The 19,482-nt window shown below is 67.2% G+C and carries 21 protein-coding genes and 1 riboswitch; of the genes, 12 read left to right on the top strand and 9 right to left on the bottom strand.

Annotated features, from left to right (window positions below; all coding sequences use genetic code 11):
• Window positions 1-95 precede the first annotated feature (95 nt).
• Window positions 96-758 carry a PepSY domain-containing protein gene (locus ACNQFN_RS21470; RefSeq protein WP_068635801.1) on the bottom strand — a complete coding sequence of 221 codons (663 nt, stop codon included), beginning with the start codon at window positions 756-758 and terminating at the stop codon, window positions 96-98.
• A 183-nt stretch (window positions 759-941) separates the two neighbouring features.
• Here ACNQFN_RS21470 and ACNQFN_RS21465 point away from each other — a divergent pair, with 183 nt between their 5' ends.
• The 3 genes from ACNQFN_RS21465 to ACNQFN_RS21455 are packed head-to-tail and all read left to right on the top strand — an operon-like array spanning window position 942 to window position 3,644.
• Complete coding sequence (locus tag ACNQFN_RS21465; RefSeq protein ID WP_418647515.1) at window positions 942-1,619, top strand: PepSY domain-containing protein; 678 nt, start codon at window positions 942-944, stop codon at window positions 1,617-1,619.
• A complete protein-coding gene (locus tag ACNQFN_RS21460) occupies window positions 1,619-2,293 on the top strand; it encodes a response regulator transcription factor (RefSeq protein WP_068635799.1) in 675 nt (224 codons plus the stop codon). The genes ACNQFN_RS21465 and ACNQFN_RS21460 overlap by 1 nt, the downstream gene beginning before the upstream one ends.
• Window positions 2,286-3,644: a sensor histidine kinase gene (locus ACNQFN_RS21455; protein ID WP_068635798.1), complete on the top strand. Its 1,359-nt coding sequence runs from the start codon at window positions 2,286-2,288 to the stop codon at window positions 3,642-3,644. The genes ACNQFN_RS21460 and ACNQFN_RS21455 overlap by 8 nt, the downstream gene beginning before the upstream one ends.
• Before the next feature lie 13 nt (window positions 3,645-3,657).
• Here the strand turns inward: ACNQFN_RS21455 and ACNQFN_RS21450 are convergent, their stop codons facing one another.
• Both ACNQFN_RS21450 and ACNQFN_RS21445 read right to left on the bottom strand, forming a co-directional pair.
• Window positions 3,658-4,551 carry a DMT family transporter gene (locus ACNQFN_RS21450; RefSeq protein ID WP_068635797.1) on the bottom strand — a complete coding sequence of 298 codons (894 nt, stop codon included), beginning with the start codon at window positions 4,549-4,551 and terminating at the stop codon, window positions 3,658-3,660.
• An 88-nt stretch (window positions 4,552-4,639) separates the two neighbouring features.
• Window positions 4,640-5,365, bottom strand: coding sequence for a YebC/PmpR family DNA-binding transcriptional regulator (locus ACNQFN_RS21445; RefSeq protein WP_418647514.1), 726 nt, complete (start codon window positions 5,363-5,365; stop codon window positions 4,640-4,642).
• A gap of 141 nt (window positions 5,366-5,506) precedes the next feature.
• Here ACNQFN_RS21445 and ACNQFN_RS21440 point away from each other — a divergent pair, with 141 nt between their 5' ends.
• From ACNQFN_RS21440 to ACNQFN_RS21430, 3 genes are all read left to right on the top strand, one after another.
• A complete protein-coding gene (locus tag ACNQFN_RS21440) occupies window positions 5,507-7,006 on the top strand; it encodes a helicase HerA-like C-terminal domain-containing protein (protein WP_418647513.1) in 1,500 nt (499 codons plus the stop codon).
• A gap of 92 nt (window positions 7,007-7,098) precedes the next feature.
• Window positions 7,099-7,515: a hypothetical protein gene (locus tag ACNQFN_RS21435; RefSeq protein ID WP_418647512.1), complete on the top strand. Its 417-nt coding sequence runs from the start codon at window positions 7,099-7,101 to the stop codon at window positions 7,513-7,515.
• 142 nt (window positions 7,516-7,657) lie between these two features.
• A complete protein-coding gene (locus ACNQFN_RS21430; protein WP_083953496.1) occupies window positions 7,658-8,341 on the top strand; it encodes a DNA-3-methyladenine glycosylase I in 684 nt (227 codons plus the stop codon).
• A gap of 4 nt (window positions 8,342-8,345) precedes the next feature.
• On the opposite strand, the gene metF is transcribed toward ACNQFN_RS21430, so the two are convergent.
• From metF to ahcY, 5 genes are all read right to left on the bottom strand, one after another.
• Window positions 8,346-9,179, bottom strand: coding sequence for a methylenetetrahydrofolate reductase [NAD(P)H] (gene metF, locus ACNQFN_RS21425; protein WP_418647511.1), 834 nt, complete (start codon window positions 9,177-9,179; stop codon window positions 8,346-8,348).
• Window positions 9,176-10,030 (bottom strand): TlyA family RNA methyltransferase, encoded by an 855-nt coding sequence (locus tag ACNQFN_RS21420; protein WP_068635792.1) that lies wholly within the window; start codon window positions 10,028-10,030, stop codon window positions 9,176-9,178. Before ACNQFN_RS21420 ends, metF begins: the two co-directional genes overlap by 4 nt.
• A complete protein-coding gene (locus tag ACNQFN_RS21415) occupies window positions 10,027-10,473 on the bottom strand; it encodes a type II toxin-antitoxin system VapC family toxin (protein WP_418647510.1) in 447 nt (148 codons plus the stop codon). Before ACNQFN_RS21415 ends, ACNQFN_RS21420 begins: the two co-directional genes overlap by 4 nt.
• Window positions 10,470-10,808 carry a FitA-like ribbon-helix-helix domain-containing protein gene (locus tag ACNQFN_RS21410; protein ID WP_083953498.1) on the bottom strand — a complete coding sequence of 113 codons (339 nt, stop codon included), beginning with the start codon at window positions 10,806-10,808 and terminating at the stop codon, window positions 10,470-10,472. The genes ACNQFN_RS21415 and ACNQFN_RS21410 overlap by 4 nt, the downstream gene beginning before the upstream one ends.
• A 64-nt stretch (window positions 10,809-10,872) precedes the next feature.
• Complete coding sequence (gene ahcY / locus ACNQFN_RS21405; RefSeq protein ID WP_068635789.1) at window positions 10,873-12,282, bottom strand: adenosylhomocysteinase; 1,410 nt, start codon at window positions 12,280-12,282, stop codon at window positions 10,873-10,875.
• Window positions 12,283-12,394: 112 nt separating this feature from the next.
• A riboswitch (S-adenosyl-L-homocysteine riboswitch) is annotated at window positions 12,395-12,496 on the bottom strand.
• A gap of 263 nt (window positions 12,497-12,759) precedes the next feature.
• On the opposite strand from ahcY, the gene ACNQFN_RS21400 reads away from it, so the two are divergent.
• On the top strand, window positions 12,760-14,394 hold the full coding sequence (locus tag ACNQFN_RS21400; RefSeq protein WP_068635788.1) for a methyl-accepting chemotaxis protein: 1,635 nt from the start codon (window positions 12,760-12,762) through the stop codon (window positions 14,392-14,394).
• 67 nt (window positions 14,395-14,461) lie between these two features.
• Here the strand turns inward: ACNQFN_RS21400 and metK are convergent, their stop codons facing one another.
• Complete coding sequence (metK, locus tag ACNQFN_RS21395) at window positions 14,462-15,625, bottom strand: methionine adenosyltransferase (RefSeq protein ID WP_068635787.1); 1,164 nt, start codon at window positions 15,623-15,625, stop codon at window positions 14,462-14,464.
• Window positions 15,626-15,940: 315 nt separating this feature from the next.
• Between metK and ACNQFN_RS21390 the strand changes: the two genes are divergently transcribed.
• The 5 genes from ACNQFN_RS21390 (at window position 15,941) to ACNQFN_RS21370 (ending at window position 19,463) form a co-directional block, all read left to right on the top strand.
• Window positions 15,941-16,807, top strand: coding sequence for a lysophospholipid acyltransferase family protein (locus ACNQFN_RS21390; protein ID WP_418647509.1), 867 nt, complete (start codon window positions 15,941-15,943; stop codon window positions 16,805-16,807).
• Complete coding sequence (locus ACNQFN_RS21385) at window positions 16,804-17,676, top strand: lysophospholipid acyltransferase family protein (protein ID WP_418647508.1); 873 nt, start codon at window positions 16,804-16,806, stop codon at window positions 17,674-17,676. The genes ACNQFN_RS21390 and ACNQFN_RS21385 overlap by 4 nt, the downstream gene beginning before the upstream one ends.
• A 92-nt stretch (window positions 17,677-17,768) precedes the next feature.
• Window positions 17,769-18,602, top strand: a complete 834-nt coding sequence (gene dapF, locus ACNQFN_RS21380) for a diaminopimelate epimerase (protein WP_068635784.1) — start codon at window positions 17,769-17,771, stop codon at window positions 18,600-18,602.
• Window positions 18,603-18,699: 97 nt separating this feature from the next.
• Window positions 18,700-18,822, top strand: coding sequence for a hypothetical protein (locus tag ACNQFN_RS21375; RefSeq protein ID WP_281178411.1), 123 nt, complete (start codon window positions 18,700-18,702; stop codon window positions 18,820-18,822).
• Window positions 18,823-18,827: 5 nt separating this feature from the next.
• Complete coding sequence (locus ACNQFN_RS21370) at window positions 18,828-19,463, top strand: DUF484 family protein (RefSeq protein WP_068635858.1); 636 nt, start codon at window positions 18,828-18,830, stop codon at window positions 19,461-19,463.
• Window positions 19,464-19,482: the final 19 nt, after the last annotated feature.

The raw sequence follows: 19,482 nt of genomic DNA, 5'->3' as shown, positions 1-19,482 counted from the left end.
CGTGATGTGCTTGGATTGGAGCGGCCATTCTACGGCAGCGCAAGCGCAGAAGGCCTCCAGGCCTTCTGCGCCTGTGTTTCAGGATGCGCTCCAGCTCAGTCGTCGAGCTTTTCGCGCAGCACCTGGCCGCTGACCGGGTCGATCTTGAGTTCGACGCGGCGGTTGGCGGGGTTGGTGGCGTCGGCTTCCCATACGCCGTCATCGAAGTCGAGATCGCGGATGGCGCGATAGCCGGCGGCTTCGAGCGCTGCGCGGACTTCGCTTGCCGTCAGCCGGGTGCCGCCCGCAGTGCTGTTGCTGGCAGTGTATTCGCCCACTTCGCTGAGCACTTCCAGCGTGACCGGGTGCAGCACGAGATCGACTTTTTCGCCGTTCAGCTTGCGTGCTTCGGCTTCCCAGAAGCCGTCGTCGAATTCGATGTCGCGAATGTTGCGGTAACCTGCGAGCTGCAGCGCATCCTTGGCCGCCTGGGCAGTGGGCAGGGTGGTGCCGAAGGCGTCACGGCTCACTGGCGTCACGGTATCGTTGGCGGGGTCGAGGATCACCGAGATGAGCTTGCCGTCCGGTGTCGTCGCAGAAGCCGTCCATAGGCCGTGGCGCAGCGCCAGTTCGTGCGTGGCGACGTAGCCGTCGGCCTCGATGCGGCTCAGCGCTTCGCCGGCATTGCTGGCGGCATGGGCTGTAGGCGCCAGCAATGCGGCAGTGAACAGGGCGGCGGCGAGGGGGCGGAAGAGAGTGGTTTTTGCGACGGGGAACATGACGGACTCCTTTGGGATGAAAATCGTGCAAGCCGCGCTGTATCGGCTTGGGTATCAATATGTCAAAGGTTTCTTAAATGCCGTCTGAAGCCTTCGTTCATGTTCCGTTTAAGGCGTGCACCCAAACATTCCGGTATGTGTGACAAACCGTGTCGACTCCTGCTGTGCCTGATGCTGGCGGCGATGTGTGGGATCCTGCCCGCGCGTGCGGCCGAGCAGGATGTGGTGCGCCAGGCGGTCGAGGCTGGACGCTATCGTCCGTTGACGGAAATCCTTGCCGAGGTGGCCAGGCGTTACGACGGCCGTGTGCTGGACGTCGAACTGGAGAAAGGCCGTGATGGCCGCGCGTACTACGAGATCAAGCTGATCGACGGTACGGGACGCAAGCTGGAACTGCATGCCGATGCGGTCAGCGGTGCCGTGGTCCAGGCCGAAGCGCCTGCCGTCGATGAGGCCTTGCCGCCGGTGGGCGAGGTTTTGCGCAAGGTGCTGGCGCGCTGGCCCGGCATGGTGCTCGACGTCGAGATGGAGCGCGACACGCATGGCAGGCTGGTCTACGAAGTGAAGCTGCGCATGCCCGATGAGCGCATGCGCGAACTGACCGTGGATGCGCGCAGCGGCGAGGTGCTCGGCGACGATGCACAGCATGGCGCGGCCCTGCATCGCCTGATGGACATGCCTTCGGTGCTCGATCTGCTGCAGGCCCGCTACCCCGGCCACGTGCTCGAGGCCGAGCTGGAGCACGACCGCAACGGACGCTACTTCTACGAGGTCGAGATCCGCCTGCACAGCGGCCGGGTCGTCGAGCTCGAGGTCGATGCCGAGGATGGCCGCGTGCTGCGCGTGGAGGAGGCCGACTGATGCGGGTGCTGATCGTAGAGGACGATGCGGCGCTGGCGGAAAGGCTGGCCGCGCTGCTGGGTGAAGCCGGCCTGGTGGCGGAAACCGTCGGCGACGGCCGCGAGGCGGCCTATCTCGGTTGCACCGAAGACTACGATGCGGCGGTGCTCGATCTCGGTCTGCCGCAACTGGATGGTATTTCGGTGCTGCGCCACTGGCGCGAGGCGGGGAGGGTGTTTCCGGTGCTGATCCTCACCGGGCGAGGGCGCTGGAGCGACAAGCTGGCGGGCTTCGGTGCCGGTGCCGACGACTACCTGACCAAGCCCTTCCAGCACGAGGAAGTGGTGTTGCGCATCAAGGCGCTGCTGCGCCGTGCGGGCGGGCATGCCGACCCCGTGCTGCAGGCGGGCGATTTGAGCTACGACACCTTCGCCGGCCGTTTCAGCCTGCATGGCGAGCCCCTGGCGCTGACCGCGCAGGAGCATCGCATCCTCGCCTACCTGATGCACCGCAAGGGCGCAGTGGTGAGCCGCGCCGAGATCGGCGAGCACGTTTATGCGCGCGACCTCGAGCCGGATTCCAACACCGTGGACGTGCTGGTCGGACGCATCCGGCGCAAGCTGCCGCCGGGCTTGCTCGTCACCGAGCGTGGGCTGGGTTTCCGCCTCGTCTCGGAGCCGGAGTTCCGTGACTGAGGCGCGGCGATGGGCCGGGTTCGGCCTGGCGCTGCGCCTGGGCGTGCTCGGCATGCTGGCGGCGGTGCTGGTGGCGGGGGCCGGCGGATGGGTTCTGCGCGGGATGGTGCACGACACCGTGGTGCGCGGTTTCATGCAAAGCCTGGAAGCGCGTGCCGAGCGGATCGAGAGCCGCCTGAGGATCTTGCCGGGCGGCGGCGTGGGTGAAGAACGCTCGCGCGCGGCGGACGTATTCGAGCAGATTTTTTCCGGCTGGTACTGGCAATTGCGCAGGCGGGGGGGCGAGGCTGTCGTCCTGCGTTCCCGCTCCCAGTGGGACGCCGGCGTGCTGCACGGGCAGGCCGTGCCATCCGGTGCGCTGGAGGCCGAGGGGCCGAGGGGCGAGCGCCTGCTCGGGTTGGTGCGCACGCTTGAACTGGGCGGTCAGGTTTTCGTGCTGGAGGTATATGGGCCGCAGGAGCCGGTGGTGCGCGATCTGATGCGCTTCGATCGCGGCCTGGCAGTGGCGGTGCTGGCCTTGATGCTGGGCTGGATGGCCGCCACCTGGGTGCAGGTGCGCATCGGCCTGCGGCCCTTGCGGCGCCTGCGCCAGCGCGTGGCCGAAGTGGAGATCGGCGGCGGCATGATCGGGCGCGGTTATGGCGCCGATCTCGACCCCTTGGCCGAGGAACTGGACGACATGCTGTTGCGCAACAGCCGGCTGGTGATGCGGGCGCGGGCCCATGCCGCGGACTTGAGCCATGCACTGAAGAAGCCGCTGACCCTGCTGGGGGCTGAAGCAGGCGGCTCCGCCACGGTGAGCAGCAAGATGGTGCGTCGCCAGGTCGACAGCATGTCGGCGCTGATCGACCGCCATCTGGTTCGTGCCGCCAGCGCGGCGGCGGCCGAGGGTGTGCAGGGCAAGCTGGAGGTGGCGGGTGTGCTGGTGCCGCTGGTGAAGCTGATGCAGACCCTGCACCAGGACAGGATGCTGGACTGGCAAGTGGACGTCGCCAATGGCCTGGCCTGGCGTGGCGACCGTGCCGACATCGAGGAAATGCTCGGCAATCTGCTCGACAACGCCGGAAAATGGGCGGCGAGCCGAGTGAGGCTGAATGCCTGGCGCGAGGCGCCGAAGGGCGGTGGTGCGGGGACGCTCGTCATCACGGTGGAGGACGACGGCCCCGGCCTGGACGAGGAGCAGATCGGCCGGGCGGCCCGCCGGGGGCAGCGCTTCGACGAAGCGGTGGAAGGCAGCGGGCTGGGGCTGGCCATCGCCGCCGACATTGCCGCGACCTACGATGGCGCGCTTGCGCTCGAACGCAGTGCAGCGCTGGGGGGCTTGCAGGCCAGCCTGCGCCTGCCGGTCTGAGGCGCGGCCGCCATCAGGCCTTGCGCGCCAGCCAGACGCCGGCCACTGCCACGGCCATGCCTGCGAGCGCGAGGCCGCTCAGCGTTTCACCGAACATCGCCCAGGCGATCAGCGCAGTGGTCGGCGGCGTGAGGTAGAACAGACTGGCGACATTGACCGCGCTGCCGCTGCGGATCAGCAGGTTGAGCAGGCTGATCGCGCCCAGCGACAGCACCAGCACCAGCCACAGCAGGGCGAAGACGAATTCGCCGCTCCAGTCGATGGCCATCGTTTCGGTCTGGCTGGCGAGCAGCGCGGTGACCGCCAGCGTCGGCACGAACTGCACCACAGAGCCGGTGCGCAGGTCGAAGCGCGGGCAGAAGCGTTTCTGGTACAGCGTGCCGGCGGTGATGCCGACCAGTGCCGCCAGTGCCGGCGTCAGCATGTGCAGCAGGGCGTCGGCCGCGACGCCGTCCACCGTTGCCTTGCTGCCGACCACCAGGCCGACGCCGGCAAAGCCCATCGCCAGCCCCAGCCATTGGCGCGGCGATACGCGCTCGCCCAGCAGCAGGCCGGCGCAGGCCGCGGTCAGCAGCGGCTGCATGCCGACCACCAGTGCCGACACGCCGGCCGGCAGGCCGCGGTCGATGGACATGAACACGCCCCCCAGGTACAGCGCGTGCACCAGCAGGCCGGTGACGCCGATGTGGAGGGCTTCGCGCGGGCTGGCCGGCCAGGGTGCGCGCATCGCCAGCGCCAGCATCGTCATCAGCGCGATCACCAGCACGTAGCGGGAGGCGAGGAAGGTCAGCGGTTCGGCATAGGGCAGGCCGAACTTGGCGCCGATGAAGCCGGTGCTCCACAGCAGCACGAACAGCAGCGGGATCAGGCGCTGAACCCAGGGCGAGGCAGAGGCGGGAGACGGCATGATCGGGAGTGGGGGCAGAGGGGCCGGAGAAAAAAGAAAGCGGCGCTGGGCGCCGCTGTCGGGTGTTTGCGGGTCGATGGCCGCCAGCTTACTCGCCGATCTCCGCCGAGGTGTAGACCTCCTGCACGTCGTCCAGGCTTTCCAGCGCATCCAGCAGCTTCTGCATGCGCACGGCCTCGTCGCCGGACAGTTCGATGGTGTTTTCCGGCTTCATCGTCACCTCACCGAATTCGGCGCTGAAACCGGCCTGCTCCAGCGCCTCCTTCACCGCCGTGAATTCCCACGGGCCGGTGATGACTTCGATCGAACCGTCGTCGTTGGCGACGACGTCCTCGGCGCCGGCGTCGAGCGCCGCTTCCATCAATGCATCCTCGTCGGTGCCCGGGGCGAACAGCAACTGGCCGCAGTGCTTGAACTGGAAGGCCACGCAGCCGTCGGTGCCCATGTTGCCGCCGTACTTGGAGAAGGCGTGGCGCACGTCGGCGACGGTGCGGGTCTTGTTGTCGGTCAGGCAATCGACCATCACCGCCGAGCCGCCGATGCCGTAGCCCTCGTAGCGGGTTTCCTCGTAGCTGACGCCTTCGAGCTCACCGGTGCCCTTCTTGATCGCGTTGTCGATCTTGTCCTTGGGCATGTTGATGCCCTTGGCCTTGTCCACCGCCAGGCGCAGGCGCGGGTTGAAGCCGGGGTCGCCCCCGCCCATCTTGGCGGCGACGGTGATTTCCTTCGCCAGCTTGGAGAACGCGGCGCCGCGCTTCTCGTCCTGGCGCCCCTTGCGGTGCTGAATATTGGCCCACTTCGAATGACCAGCCATAAGACCCTCGATACTGCCGTAAGCGGTTGAAAGTTGCGCAGTATACAACCCGGCGGCGGCACGCCGCATGCCGCGTGCGCCCTGATAAACTCGGACGCGATGCGAAAGCCCCCGACGAACACATGCCCCCGGAGTGATGCGATGACCGAAGCGCTGCTGATTGCCAAGACCGCCGACGCCGAAATCCACCTGCTGCCGCGCCTCGCCAACCGCCACGGCCTCATCACCGGCGCGACCGGCACCGGCAAGACGGTGACGCTGCAGAAGCTCGCCGAATCCTTCGCCAGCATCGGCGTGCCGGTGTTCCTGGCCGACGTCAAGGGCGACCTGTCGGGCATCGGCGCGGCGGGGACGAAATCCGACAAGCTGATGCAGCGCCTGGCCGCGATCGGCATCACCGAATACACGCCGCGCGCCAACACCACGGTGTTCTGGGACGTGTTCGGCGAGCAGGGCCACCCGGTGCGCGCCACCATCTCCGACATGGGGCCGCTGCTGATATCCCGCCTGCTCAACCTCAACGACACCCAGACCGGCGTGCTGACGCTGGTGTTCAAGGTCGCCGACGACAACGGCCTGCTGCTGCTCGACCTCAAGGACCTGCGCGCGATGGTGCAGTACGTGGGCGAGAACGCGAAGACCTTCACCACCGAATACGGCAACATCTCCACCGCCTCCATCGGCGCCATCCAGCGCAACCTGCTGGCGCTGGAGCAACAGGGCGGCGATGTGTTCTTCGGCGAGCCGATGCTCGACATCGCCGACCTGATGCAGACCGACGCCGACGGCCGCGGCATCATCAACGTGCTCGCTGCCGAACGTCTGTACAACTCGCCCAAGCTGTACTCCACCTTCCTGCTGTGGATGCTGTCCGAACTGTTCGAGCAGTTGCCGGAAGTGGGCGACCCGGACAAGCCGAAAATGGTGTTCTTCTTCGACGAAGCCCACCTGCTGTTCAACGACGCGCCCAAGGCGCTGGTCGAGAAGATCGAGCAGGTCGTGCGCCTGATCCGCTCCAAGGGCGTGGGCGTCTATTTCGTCACCCAGAACCCGCTCGACGTCCCCGAAACCGTGCTCGGCCAGCTCGGCAACCGCGTGCAGCACGCGCTGCGCGCCTTCACGCCGCGCGACCAGAAGGCGGTCAAGACCGCCGCCGACACCATGCGCCCCAACCCGGCCTTCGACGCCGCGGCCGCAATCACCGAACTGGGCGTGGGCGAGGCACTGGTGTCCTTCCTCGACGAAAAAGGCCGGCCGCAGATCACCGAGCGCTGCTTCGTCATCGCGCCGGATTCGCGCCTCGGGCCGCTGAGCGCGGCCGAACGCCAGGCGGCGATCACCGGCTCGCTCATCTACGGCCACTACGAGAAAGCGCTCGACCGCGAGTCGGCCTACGAAATCCTGCGCGCCCAGGCTGACAGCAAGTCCGCCGCCGCGCAGGCGAAACCGGGTGCCGCCGGCAGCGGCGATGGCGGCAGCGCGCTCAACGACATCCTGTTCGGCTCCACCGGCCCACGCGGCGGCCAGCGCGACGGCCTGGTGCAGATCGCGGCCAAGACGGTGACGCGCACCATCGGCAGCAACCTGGGCCGCCAGATCGTGCGCGGCCTGTTGGGGTCGCTGTTCGGTGGTAAGCGTTGAGGGGGGGGCGGGCAGGCTCGGGATCGTGGCGTGCTGAGCATTTCAGGTGGCAAGACAGTGAGCTCGAACGTTATGCATTAAAGGGGAGCCGGGTGCTCAAACCGGTAGTACAGGAAGAAACCAGCGGATGCGGAATCGCGTCGGTTGCCAACATTCTGGGCAAGACGTACTCGGAGATGAAGGCCGAAGCCAATGCTATGGGTATCCACGCTTCGGATGAATCGCTGTGGTCGGATACGCAATATGTCCGGCGTATGCTGTCGAGCGCAGGCGTCGAGGTTTCCGACGAAGAAATCCCGTTTGAATCCTGGGAGGCATTGCCCGATCTGGCATTGCTGTCCATCAAGCATCATCGGGAAGAAGGCAGGGACTTTTGGCATTGGGTTGTTTTCAAACGTGCAGGTGGCCGATCTTTCGTGCTGGATTCAGCCAGCTACCTGCCATCCAACATCCGCCAGGATTTCGATGCCATGCAGCCCAAGTGGTTTATCGAGGTCAAAAAAGCATAGCAATGAGCTCGACGTCGTCTGATCCGAACTTTAGCCCTGTATATCAATCGCAAACAGCCGCTCGTCAAAGGCCCCAAGTATGGTTGATCCTGGCAATCTCTCATTCGATGGGGATTAGATGATGAAACGGAGCGAACAAGGCATGATGCTTGACTATGAATGGCTTTACGGCACGGTACGCCAGCGTTTCGACTCTGATGAGGCCATGGAGGCTTTTCTGCCCCGGGCGCTTGCGCCTGAAGAGTTGAAGCAGAAGGGCGATGACCGCTATCTTTCTGCCATGAGCCAGCGGGTATTCCAGGCCGGCATGCAGCACTCGGTGGTCGATGCCAAGTGGCCCGAGTTTGAGAAAGCCTTCTGGGGTTTTGTGCCGGAGAAAATGGTGCTGCTCGGTCCGGAACAGATAGACGGCTATATGAAGAATGAGCGGATCATTCGCGATCGGACGAAACTGCAGACCATCCCTAGAAACGCCCAGTTCATCCTGGACGTTCGCCAGGAGCGGGGGAGCAGTTTTGGCGAGTTCATTGCCAGTTGGCCGAGTGCTGACATCATCGGCTTGTGGCGCTTGCTGGCCAAACGCGGCGCGCGCTTGGGCGGGCGCTCGGCTGCCGGATTCTTGCGTCTGGTCGGGAAGGATACTTTTCTATTGACCAGTGATGTGGTCGCACGGCTGAGGGCCGCAGGCATCATCGAGCATGAGCCCACCAGTCAGCGCGATATGCAAGCCGTGCAGGATGCTTTCAATGAATTGCAGCAGGGCTCGGGAAGGCTCTTGTGCCAGCTGTCGGCCATGATGTCCTTGAGCATCAATCCGAGGTTTTAGCAATTCAGGCCAGGCCCAGCCGCTTGCAGATGTCGGTGGTGAGGCCGGCCTGGTTCATGCTGTAGAAATGCAGGCCGGGCGCGCCGGCGGCGATCAGCTTGCTGCAGAGTTCGCTGACCACGTCCAGGCCGAAGGCGCGGATCGAGTCGGTGTCGTCGCCGTAGGCTTCGAACTTGCGGCGCATCCAGCGCGGGATTTCGGCGCCGCAGGCGTCCGAGAAGCGCGCCAGCTTGCTGAAGCTGCCGATCGGCATGATGCCGGGCACGATGGGGATGTCGATGCCCAGCTTGCGTACCGCGTCGACGAAGTGCAGATAGGCGTCGAGATTGTAGAAATACTGCGTGATCGCCGAATTGGCGCCGGCTTCGACCTTGCGCTTGAAGGCGAGCAGGTCGTCCTTCGGGCTGCGTGCCTGCGGATGCCATTCCGGGTAGGCGGCCACTTCGATGATGAAGCGCTCGCCCGTCTCCGTGCGGATGAATTCGACCAACTCGTTGGCGTGGCGGAACTCGCCCGCATCGCCCACGCCCGAAGGCAGGTCGCCACGCAGCGCGACGATGCGGCGGATGCCGGCCTCGGCGTATTCCTGCAGGATTTCGCGGATGCTGTCGCGGGTCGAGCCGACGCAGGACAGGTGCGGCGCGGCCTCGAAGCCGGCGGCGGCGATTTCCTTGACGGTGGCAAAGGTGCGCTCGCGGGTCGAGCCGCCGGCGCCGTAGGTGACGGAGAAGAAGGACGGCTTCAGCGCCGCCAGCCGGTCGCGGGTGGCGCGCAGTTTTTCGGCACCTTCGGCGGTGGTCGGCGGGAAGAATTCGATCGAGATTTCGGTGTGGTTCATGGCGTGTTCGGATGATTGCCGCCGTCCGGTCTGCGGATGGCGTGAAAGAAGAATTCGCGGTTGCCGTCGCCGCCGGTGATCGGCGAGTCGAACCAATCGAGGATGGCGAGCCCGGCCGCATGCGCGGCGGCGCGCAGCCGGGCTTCGACGTCGGCGTACAAGGCAGCGTCGCGCACGATGCCGCCCTTGCCGAGGCCTTGCGGGCCGACCTCGAACTGCGGCTTGACCAGCGCCAGCACGTGGCCACCCGGAGACAGCAGCGCGGGCCATTGCGGCAGCAGCAGCGTCAGCGAGATGAAGCTGGCGTCACACACCAGCAGGTCGAAGCCCTGTGGCGGGAAATGCTCGCCCAGCGCAGCGGCGTCCAGATGGCGGGCGTTGATGCCTTCGAGCGTGACGCAGCGCGGGTCGGCCGCCAGGCGCGGATGGAGCTGGCCGTGGCCGACTTCGACGCCGACCACCTTCGCCGCGCCGGCCTGCAGCAGGCAGTCGGTGAAGCCGCCGGTGGATTGGCCGATGTCGAGGCAGGCCGTGCCGTGTACGTCGAGCCCGCTGTGCGTGAGCGCGCCTTCGAGCTTGAGCGCGCCGCGCGAGACGAAGCGGTCGCTGTCGTCCGGCGCCACCTGCAGCCGCGCGGAGGCGGGCAGCTCCTGCGCGGGCTTGGCCACCGGCCGGCCGTCCCAGCTCACCCGCCCGGCTTCGATCAGCGCCCGTGCCGCGGTGCGCGACGGCGCCAGCCCCTGTTCCACCAGATGCTGGTCGGCGCGGTTGCCGCTGCGCGGGACGGGAGCAGCCGCCTTCGCTGCGGGGGCTGGCCGTTGGCTGCGGCGGTGGAAGGAGTTCATGCTCATGCCGTACCCCGGCCCAGCAGATGCTGCTGGGCCGCGCGGCCCAGTTGCCGGTCGAAGGTAGCCAGCGGAGCACCCAGGTTTTCCGCCAGCCACAGGTAGGCTGCATCGTAGACGGTGATCCGATAGCGCCGCCCGAGATCGAGCAGGGCCGGCGGGTCGACCGGGTGGCGATGGATCGCCAGCGCCTGGTAATCCGCCAGCCCCTGTTCGGCCGCGGCCAGCTCGCCGGCATCCGCCTTCTTGCTTGCCACGCTGGCGAGTTCGACGTCGAGCAGCCAGGGCGCATGCAGCATGCGTCCGCCGAGGTGTTCGGCGGCGAGTTCGCGTTCCGGCTCGTCGAACAGCAGTGCCGCGAGCACACTGCAATCGACCACCAGCGGCGGGGCGACAGGGTAGGGCGCCGGCGCTTCGGCGACGATCAGCGGGTTGAGCGCGGTGCTCATCGGCTGTCGCGCTCGGCGCGCAGGATGTCCACCGCGCGCGGGCTCGCGGCCAGCGGTACGGGATGGCGCGCGCGGTGCTCCGCGGCGATCTGCGCGATGGTCTTGCTGCCCGCTGCCGGCCGCATGCGCGCTGCGGCGTGGCCAGCGGCCGTGTATCCGCCGGCCGCCGCGTTCGTAACAGCGGCCGTCGGCCGAGATTCCGCCACTTGCGTGTCCAGCGCCTGCTGGATGATGGCCATCAACTCGCCCTGCAGCGAACGGTGGTTGAGCGCTGCGCGCTGGCGCAGGCGCTCGGCAAGTGCTTCCGGTACGTTCTTGATCGAGAGATTCGGCATGATTTTCGGCTCCACAATGGCTCCATTATGGAGCCATTGTGGAGCCTGTGCGCAGGACCGTCAATCAATAGCGGTAGTGCTCGGGCTTGTACGGCCCTTCCACCGGCACGCCGATGTAGTCGGCCTGGGCCTGGCTCAGCACGGTCAGCCTGGCGCCGATCTTCTTCAGGTGCAGGCGGGCGACCATTTCGTCGAGTTGCTTGGGCAGCACGTAGACGCCGACCGGGTACTCGGCGGTCTTGGCGAACAGCTCGATCTGTGCCAGCGTCTGGTTGGCGAAGGAGTTGCTCATGACGAAGCTGGGATGGCCGGTGGCGCAGCCCAGGTTCACCAGGCGGCCTTCGGCCAGCAGGATGATGCGCTTGCCGTCGGGGAAGATGATGTGGTCGACCTGCGGCTTGATGTTCTCCCACTGGTACTGGCGCAGGCTGGCGACTTCGATTTCGGAGTCGAAGTGGCCGATGTTGCAGACGATGGCGTTGTTCTTCATCGCCTTCATGTGATCGTGGGCGATCACGCCGACGTTGCCGGTGGTGGTGACGAAGATGTCGCCCAGCGCGGCAGCTTCTTCCATGGTGACGACACGGAAGCCTTCCATCGCCGCCTGCAGCGCGCAGATCGGGTCGATCTCGGTGACCCACACGGTGGCGCCGAGGCCGCGCAGCGACTGTGCGCAGCCCTTGCCGACGTCGCCGTAGCCCAGCACCACGCCGATCTTGCCGGCGATCATCACGTCGGTGGCGCGCTTGATGCCGTCCACCAGCGACTCGCGGCAGCCGTACAGGTTGTCGAACTTGGACTTGGTGACCGAATCATTGACGTTGATCGCCGGGAACTTCAGTTCACCGCGCGCGTGCATCTGGTACAGGCGGTGCACGCCGGTGGTGGTTTCCTCGGTGACGCCCTTGATCTGTGCCAGGCGGGTGGAATACCAGCTCGGGTCGGTCTTCAGCTTTTCCTTGATGCTGGCGAACAGCACTTCGGCTTCTTCGCTGTCCGGTTTGTCGAGCACCGACAGATCCTGCTCGGCGCGTGCGCCCAGGTGCAGCAGCAGCGTGGCATCGCCGCCGTCGTCGAGGATCATGTTCGAGAAACCACCGTCAGCCCATTCGAAGATGCGGTGGGTGTAGTTCCAGTAGTCCGCGAGCGATTCGCCCTTGACCGCGAACACCGGCACGCCCGAGGCGGCGATGGCGGCGGCGGCGTGGTCCTGCGTGGAAAAGATGTTGCACGAGGCCCAGCGCACTTCGGCGCCGAGCGCGGTCAGCGTCTCGATCAGCACCGCGGTCTGGATGGTCATGTGCAGCGAACCGGTGATGCGCGCGCCCTTCAGGGGCTGGCGGGCGGCGTACTCCTCGCGGATCGCCATCAGGCCAGGCATTTCGGTTTCGGCGATGCGGATTTCCTTGCGGCCCCAGTCGGCGAGCGACAGGTCGGCGACGACGAAATCCTTGAAATCAGCCACAGCGTTCATGTGATGCTCCGTGCTATGGCCGGGAGGGAAGGGGCATGGCGTGCGGCTCACCCGGCATCCCGAACCCGGCAGGGTTGAGGGAGAAACGCCTTCGGACGACACACGAAGGTGTTTCGGGCGAGCGCCGTTCAAACCTCCGCGGCGGCAAGCCGCGGGTTTCCGAGCCTGGGGGCTGGGCCACAGGGCCCGGCGCCTCGCAGCGCTCCTCGGAACGAGGTCAGCATTATACGGCGCTTGGCGCGGTAGTGCGTAGCGCAGTTCGTCCGGCGTCGCCGTTCATGCCGGCAATGACGGGGTTCGCGTGCGCCGATCCCGTGCTGGCAGTTCGCGGAGTGCGAGGCAGGTGCCGGGCGTGAAGTCGTGCCTACAGCTTCCGATCGGATTGCCGATATTCTTCATCAGAATTTTCTTATTTCATTCTTCAGCCCCGCTGTGGTGGGGGCGGATCGCCGCCGATGGAGGCATGAGGGGAGGCACATGACATTGAAGACACTTTCCGTCCGCTCGCAGTTGATCCTGCTGGCAGCGGCAACCTGTGGCTTGCTGCTGTTCGCCCTGGGCGCCGCACTGTGGCAGATGCAGTCAGGGGCTGCGCGTCTGTCCGGCTTCATCGATACCGAGCTTGCGGTCGAGCGCGACGTCATGCGCGCATACGCGAACGGGCTCCAGATGGGGCAGGCGCTGCGCAACATCGTGCTCGATCCGGGCAACCCGAAGGCCTACGAGAACTTCGACGGCGCGAGGAGGCAGTTCGACGAGGCCTTCGGCCGCGCCGTGCAGCACGCTCGGGTGCTCGATGGCGGCGCCGGGGCCGCGGCGGAGATGCAGAAGACCGCCCAGCGCTGGGCGCCCTTGCAGGCACAGGTGATCGAAAGCGTGCGCGCAGGCGATTCGCACGGTGCGCGCGAGCTGCTGGTGCGCAGCGAGACGCCGGCCTGGCGCGAGATCCGCGCCGGGCTGTTGAAACAGATCGCGTACCTGGAGCAATTGACCGCCGGCATGCGCGTCGAATCGGTCCAGGCGCTGGAGCGCAGCCGGATGGCCGTGGCAGTGCTGGGCGGCGCCGCGTTGCTGGTGTGCGTCCTGGCGTCGGTGCTGGTGACGCGCAGCCTGCTTGGCCGCCTGGGCGGGGAGCCGGTCTATGCGGCGCAGGTCGCCCGCCGCATTGCCGATGGCGACTTGCAGCAGCCGGTCGCGGTGGCGGGCGGCAACGCACGGAGCGTGCTCGCTGCGATGCGGGACATGCAGGCCGGACTCCAGACCACCATACGCGGCATCCGCGCCGATGCCGAGCAACTCGTGCGTGCCACGGCGCTGCTGCGCGACAACGAAGAGAAGGTCGCCACGGCGTCGCTGGCCCAGACCGATGCGGCGCAGTCGATCGCCGCCGCGGTCGAACAACTCAGCACCAGCATTGCCGTGGTCGCGGAACACGCCGGCGATGCGGACCGCCTGGGCGGAGAATCCGAGCGCCAGGTGCGGGACGGCGTTGCGATCATCAACGGGGCAGTGACAGTGATCGGCCAGGTTGCCCAGCGCATGAGCGACTCCGCAGCGGTCGTGGCGGACCTCGGCGTCAGCGCCGAGAGCATTTCCAACATCGCGCAGGTCATCGAGGGGGTCGCCGAGCAGACCAACCTGCTGGCGCTGAATGCCGCGATCGAAGCGGCGCGGGCGGGCGAGCAGGGGCGGGGTTTTGCCGTGGTTGCGGACGAGGTGCGCAAGCTCGCCGAGCGGACGCGGCAGTCGACACATGAAATCAATGCCATGATCGAACGTGTGCAGGCCAGTGCGCGCCAGGCCGTCCACACGATGGAGGACGGGTGCAAGCTGGCGGGCCAGGGGGCCGAAAGCGCCGAGCGGGCGCGGGCCGCCGTGGCGGCAATCGAGGATGGTGCCGTGCGCGTGCGCGCGGCCGTCGGCTCGATCGACGTGGCGCTGGGAGAGCAGCGCCAGGCCAGTACGGAGATCGCCGGCAGCGTCGAGCAGATCGCGCGCATGAGCGAGGCCAATCATGGCGCCACGCGGGATTCGCTGAATCGCGCGGAAGAGCTGGCCGCGTTGGCCGATACGCTCGAACAGGCGGTGGGCCGTTTCCGCGTGCCGGCCTGATCGTGCCACGAAGGAGAGGCTGCCCCCGGCCTCGCAGCCGGAAGCGGCCTCGTCGTCAGGATGAGGCTTACAGCCCGGCGTCGGCCTTCAGCGCCGCGGCCTTGTCGGTCTGCTCCCAGCCGAACTCCGGCTCGTCGCGGCCGAAGTGGCCGTAGGCGGCGGTGCGGGAGTAGATCGGGCGCAGCAGGTCGAGGGTCTGGATGATCGCCTTCGGCCGCAGGTCGAAGTGCCTGCCGACCAGTTCGACGATCTTTTCATCGGCGATCCTGCCGGTGCCGAAGGTGTTGACCATCAGCGACACCGGGCGGGCGACGCCGATGGCGTAGGCGATCTGCACTTCGCAGCGCTCGGCCAGGCCGGCGGCGACGATGTTCTTCGCCACGTAGCGGCCGGCGTAGGCGGCCGAGCGGTCGACCTTGGAGGGGTCCTTGCCCGAGAACGCGCCGCCGCCGTGGCGGGCCGCGCCGCCGTAGGTGTCGACGATGATCTTGCGCCCGGTCAGGCCGCAGTCGCCGTGCGGGCCGCCGACCACGAAGCGGCCGGTGGGGTTGACCAGATAGCGCACCGTGCCCTGGAGCAACTCGGGCGGCAGCACCGGCTTGATGATGAGCTCGACCACCGCTTCGTGGATCTGCGACTGGGTGACGTCCGGGTCGTGCTGGGTCGATACCACCACGGTGTCGATCGCCACCGGCTTGCCGTCGACGTACTTCACCGTGATCTGGCTCTTGGCGTCCGGGCGCAGCCAGGGCAGGCGGCCGTCCTTGCGCACTTCGGCCTGGCGCTGCATGACGCGGTGCGCGTAGTAGATCGGCAGCGGCATCAGGCTGGGGGTTTCGGTGGTGGCGTAGCCGAACATGATGCCCTGGTCGCCGGCGCCCTGGTCGAGCGGGTCGTCGTTGGCGTTGTCCACGCCCTGGGCGATGTCGGGCGACTGGCGGTTGATCGCCGCCAGCACCGCGCAGCTCTTGTAGTCGAAGCCGATGTCGGAGTTGTCGTAGCCGATGCGGCGGATGACGTCCTGCGCGATCTCGCGGTAGTTGGGGTGGGCGGTGGTGGTGATCTCGCCCGAGATCACCACCAGGCCGGTCGACACCAGGGTTTCGCAGGCGACGCGCGCCCTGGGGTCTTCGGCCAGGATGGCATCGAGCACGCCGTCGGACACCTGGTCCGCCACCTTGTCCGGATGGCCTTCGGAAACGGACTCGGAAGTAAACAGAAATTCAGCCATGTCGTACTGCTCCAGAAACAAAAAATCCCCGATCAGCCAATGACTTGCGTCTGCGGCCAGCTCCGGGGATTTTTGTCGGGCAGCCGACGCTTTAGCAGTATTTCCGCACGGTCGACCTGTTTCGGGCCCGTTTGCCCGGTCGCCGCGCCCGCCCTGCAAGTTGTCGATTTAACTCGGCGGTGAGCCGCGATTATAGACCGGGATCGCCGGGTATGTAAGCATTCGGCCCTGTGCGCGGTGTGACCGCATGCACACGCCTGGGCGCGAAGCCTTCGCGCCTGCTCCTTCTCCCCTGTTTCCGGGCCCGACTCCGACGTGCTGGTCGATCTTTCGTTTCGCCTTCTGTCACGCCTGCCGCTGTCCTGGCTGCATCGCCTGGGCGGCTGGGCCGGCTGGCTGGTCTATCGCGCCTCGCCATCCTATGCGCGGCGGCTGCGTGCCAATTTGTTCAATGCGCTCGGCCGCGAGGACGAGGCGGTGCTGCGCGCCGCCGTCGCCGAAGCCGGCCGCCAGGCGATGGAACTGCCGTGGATCTGGCTGCGCCCGGCCGAGGAAGTCGTCGCCAGCGCGGTGCGCACCGAGGGCTGGGAACTGGTCGAGCAGGCGCGCGCGGACGGCGCCGGCATCCTCTTCATCACGCCGCACCTGGGCTGCTTCGAGATCACCGCGCAGTGCATCGCGGCGAGGATTCCGATCACCGTGCTCTATCGTCCGCCGCGCAAGCCCGCGCTGCAGCCGCTGATGGAGGCGGGCAGGGCGCGCGGCCAGATGCGCACCGCGCCGGCCGACCTGTCGGGCGTGCGCAAGCTGGTGAAGACGCTGCGCAGCCACGAGGCGGTCGGCATGCTGCCCGACCAGGTGCCGGGCGAGGGCGAAGGCGTGTGGGCGCCCTTCTTCGGCAAGCCGGCGTGGACGATGACGCTGGCGGCGCGGCTGGCGGCGGTGAAGGGCGTGCGCGTGATCTACACCTGGGCCGAGCGCCTGCCGCGCGGCGAGGGCTACCTGTTCCGCCTGCAGGCACCGACCGAGGCGCTGACCGGCGACCTGGAAACGGACGTGGCGATCATCAACCGCGAAGTGGAGCGCATCATCCTGCAATGCCCGCAGCAGTACCTGTGGGGCTACAACCGCTACAAGCAGCCGCGCGGCGGGGAAATGGCAGCCGGCGGGGGGGGCGCATGAGCCGGCTCGCCATCGGCCTGTTCTGGCTGCTGCACTGGCTGCCGCTGTCGCTGCTGTCGCGCATCGGCGAAGCCTTCGGCCTGCTGCTCTACGTGGTGGTGGCGCCGCGGCGCAAGGTGGTGCTGACCAATCTGCGGCTGTGCTTTCCCGAACTGTCCGACGGCGAACGCCGCGCGCTGGCGCGGCGCCACTTCGCCGTCAACGGCCGCAGTGTGCTCGAACGCGGCCTGGCGTGGTGGGCCAGCCCCGAGCGCCTGCGCCGGCTGGTGCGCATCGACGGGCTGGAACGCCTGCAGGCGCTGAAGGACGCGGGCAGGCCAGTGATTCTGCTGACGCCGCATTTCGTCGGCCTCGACATGGCGGGCACGCGGCTGTCGATGGAGGGCGACTTCGTCAGCGTCTATGCGCCGCAGAAGAACAAGGTCTTCGACCACTGGCTGCATCACGGCCGCAGCCGCTTCAACGACCAGTTGCTGCTCGCGCGCAGCGATGGCGTGCGCGCCACCGTGAAGGCGATGAAATCCGGCCGGCCGCTGTACTACCTGCCGGACCTCGACTACGGCCGCAAGGAATCCATTTTCGTACCCTTCTTCGGCGTGGCGGCAGCCACCATCACCGGCCTGCCGCGGCTGGCGCGGCTGGCCGGTGCGGCCGTGATGCCCAGCGTGGTGCGCATGCTGCCCGGCGGCGCCGGCTACGTGCTGGAGCTGGGCGAGCCCTGGGCGGACTTCCCTTCGGGCGACGTCGAGGCCGATACCCGGCGCATGAACGCCTGGCTCGAAGGCGTGGTGCGCACCATGCCGGAGCAGTACTACTGGGTCCATCGCCGCTTCAAGACCCGGCCGGAAGGCGAGCCGCGCATCTACTGACACATCGCCGGTGGACGCTGAGCGGCGGGCTGGAGGACAATCGCCGGTCATGGGCGTCTGCCGCCTCCTTACCTTTCTCCTTTTGGACTGCGATGAAGCTGCGTTTCACCAAGATGCACGGCCTTGGCAACGATTTCGTCGTCATCGACGCGACGCATGCGCCGGTCGAGCTGACTCCGCCCCGCGTCAGGGCGATTGCCGACCGCCATTTCGGCGTCGGCTGCGACCAGTTGCTGGTGGTCGAACCCGCGAGCCAGCCGGGCGTCGATTTCCGCTACCGCATCTTCAATGCCGACGGCGGCGAAGTGGAGCAGTGCGGCAACGGCGCGCGCTGCTTCGTCCGTTTCGTGCACGACAAGGGCCTCAGCGGCAAGCGCGAGATCCGCGTCGAGACGCGCTCGGGCGTCATCGCCCCGCGCCTGCGCGAAGACGGCCTGGTCACCGTCGACATGGGCGTGCCCGAGCTGGCGCCGGCCCGGATCCCCTTCCTGTCCGATTCCGACGCGGTCGTGCAGCCGCTGCCGGTGGGCGAGGTCACGGTGGCGATCACCGCGGTGTCGATGGGCAACCCGCACGCAGTACAGGTCGTCGCCGACGTCGATGCCGCGCCGGTGGCCGAACAGGGCGCGCTGATCGAGCGCCACCAGCGCTTCCCGGCGCGGGTCAATGCCGGTTTCATGCAGGTGCTCGAGCCGCATCGCGTGCGCCTGCGCGTGTTCGAGCGCGGCGCCGGCGAGACGCTGGCCTGCGGCACGGGCGCCTGCGCGGCGGTGGTCGCCGGCATGCTGCGCGGCCTGCTGGAGTCGCCGGTACGGGTCGAGACCCGGGGCGGCGAACTGGAGATCGCCTGGGCAGGGCCGGATACGCCGGTGCTGATGACCGGGCCGGCGGTGAGCGTTTTCGAAGGCGAGATGGAGCTTGAGTGATTTTGCCGTTCGCCCTGAGCCCGGACGGCGAGTAGTGATATTGACTTGGGAATCAAATACCGTTCGGGTTGGGCTTGTCGAAGCCCAGCTGGTGCCAATGTCCTTCGACAAGCCTGTCCTGAGCGTAGTCGAAGGGCTCAGGGCGAACGGTGTCTCTCATTTGATTGCCGAAACAGCCGAACAGTTGATGCCGGGCAATCTGCGCGCCCGGCCGGAGTGATGGACATGAATGCTGACGATGTCGCCCGTTATCTGCGCGACAACCCCGATTTCCTCGCCCAGCACGGCGAGTTGTTCACCCGGCTCACCGTGCCGCATCCGCAGCACGGCGGCCAGGCCATCTCGCTCGCCGAGCGCCAGCTGCACGCGCTGCGCGACAAGATCCGCCAGCTCGAACAGAAGCTCGCCGAACTGATCCGTTTCGGCGAGGAAAACGACGACATCAGCGCCAAGGTGCATCGCCTTGCGCTTGCCCTGATGGAGGCCGGCAGTACCGATGCCGTTCGCCGCGTGCTGGTCGGCAGCCTGCAGGAAGACTTTTCGGTGCCGTACGTCGCACTCGAGACCTGGGGCCTGGACGGCGATGCTTCGAGCCTCGGCGAGCCGCTGCGCCGCCAGCTCGACGCCCTGCGCAATCCTTATTGCGGTGCGCCCGAGAACATGGAATTGCTGGCCTGCTTCGGCGAAGTCGCGCCGCATGTGCGTTCGGTCGCGCTGATCCCGTTGCGGCGCGGCGCGGCTTTCGGCGTGCTTGCACTGGGCAGCGCCGAAGCCGAGCGTTTCTATGCCGACATGGGCACGCTTTACCTGAGCCGTCTCGGCGATCTGGCCGCTGCCGCCTTGTCGACCGGGCGCGCCTGACCAGGCCGGCAAGGCGGCA

The sequence above is a fragment of the Thauera butanivorans genome (assembly GCF_048398245.1).
GTDB classification, from domain to species: domain Bacteria; phylum Pseudomonadota; class Gammaproteobacteria; order Burkholderiales; family Rhodocyclaceae; genus Thauera; species Thauera butanivorans.
Note: the sequence above shows the minus strand (reverse complement) of the source record. Positions and strands in the feature narration are given on the sequence as shown.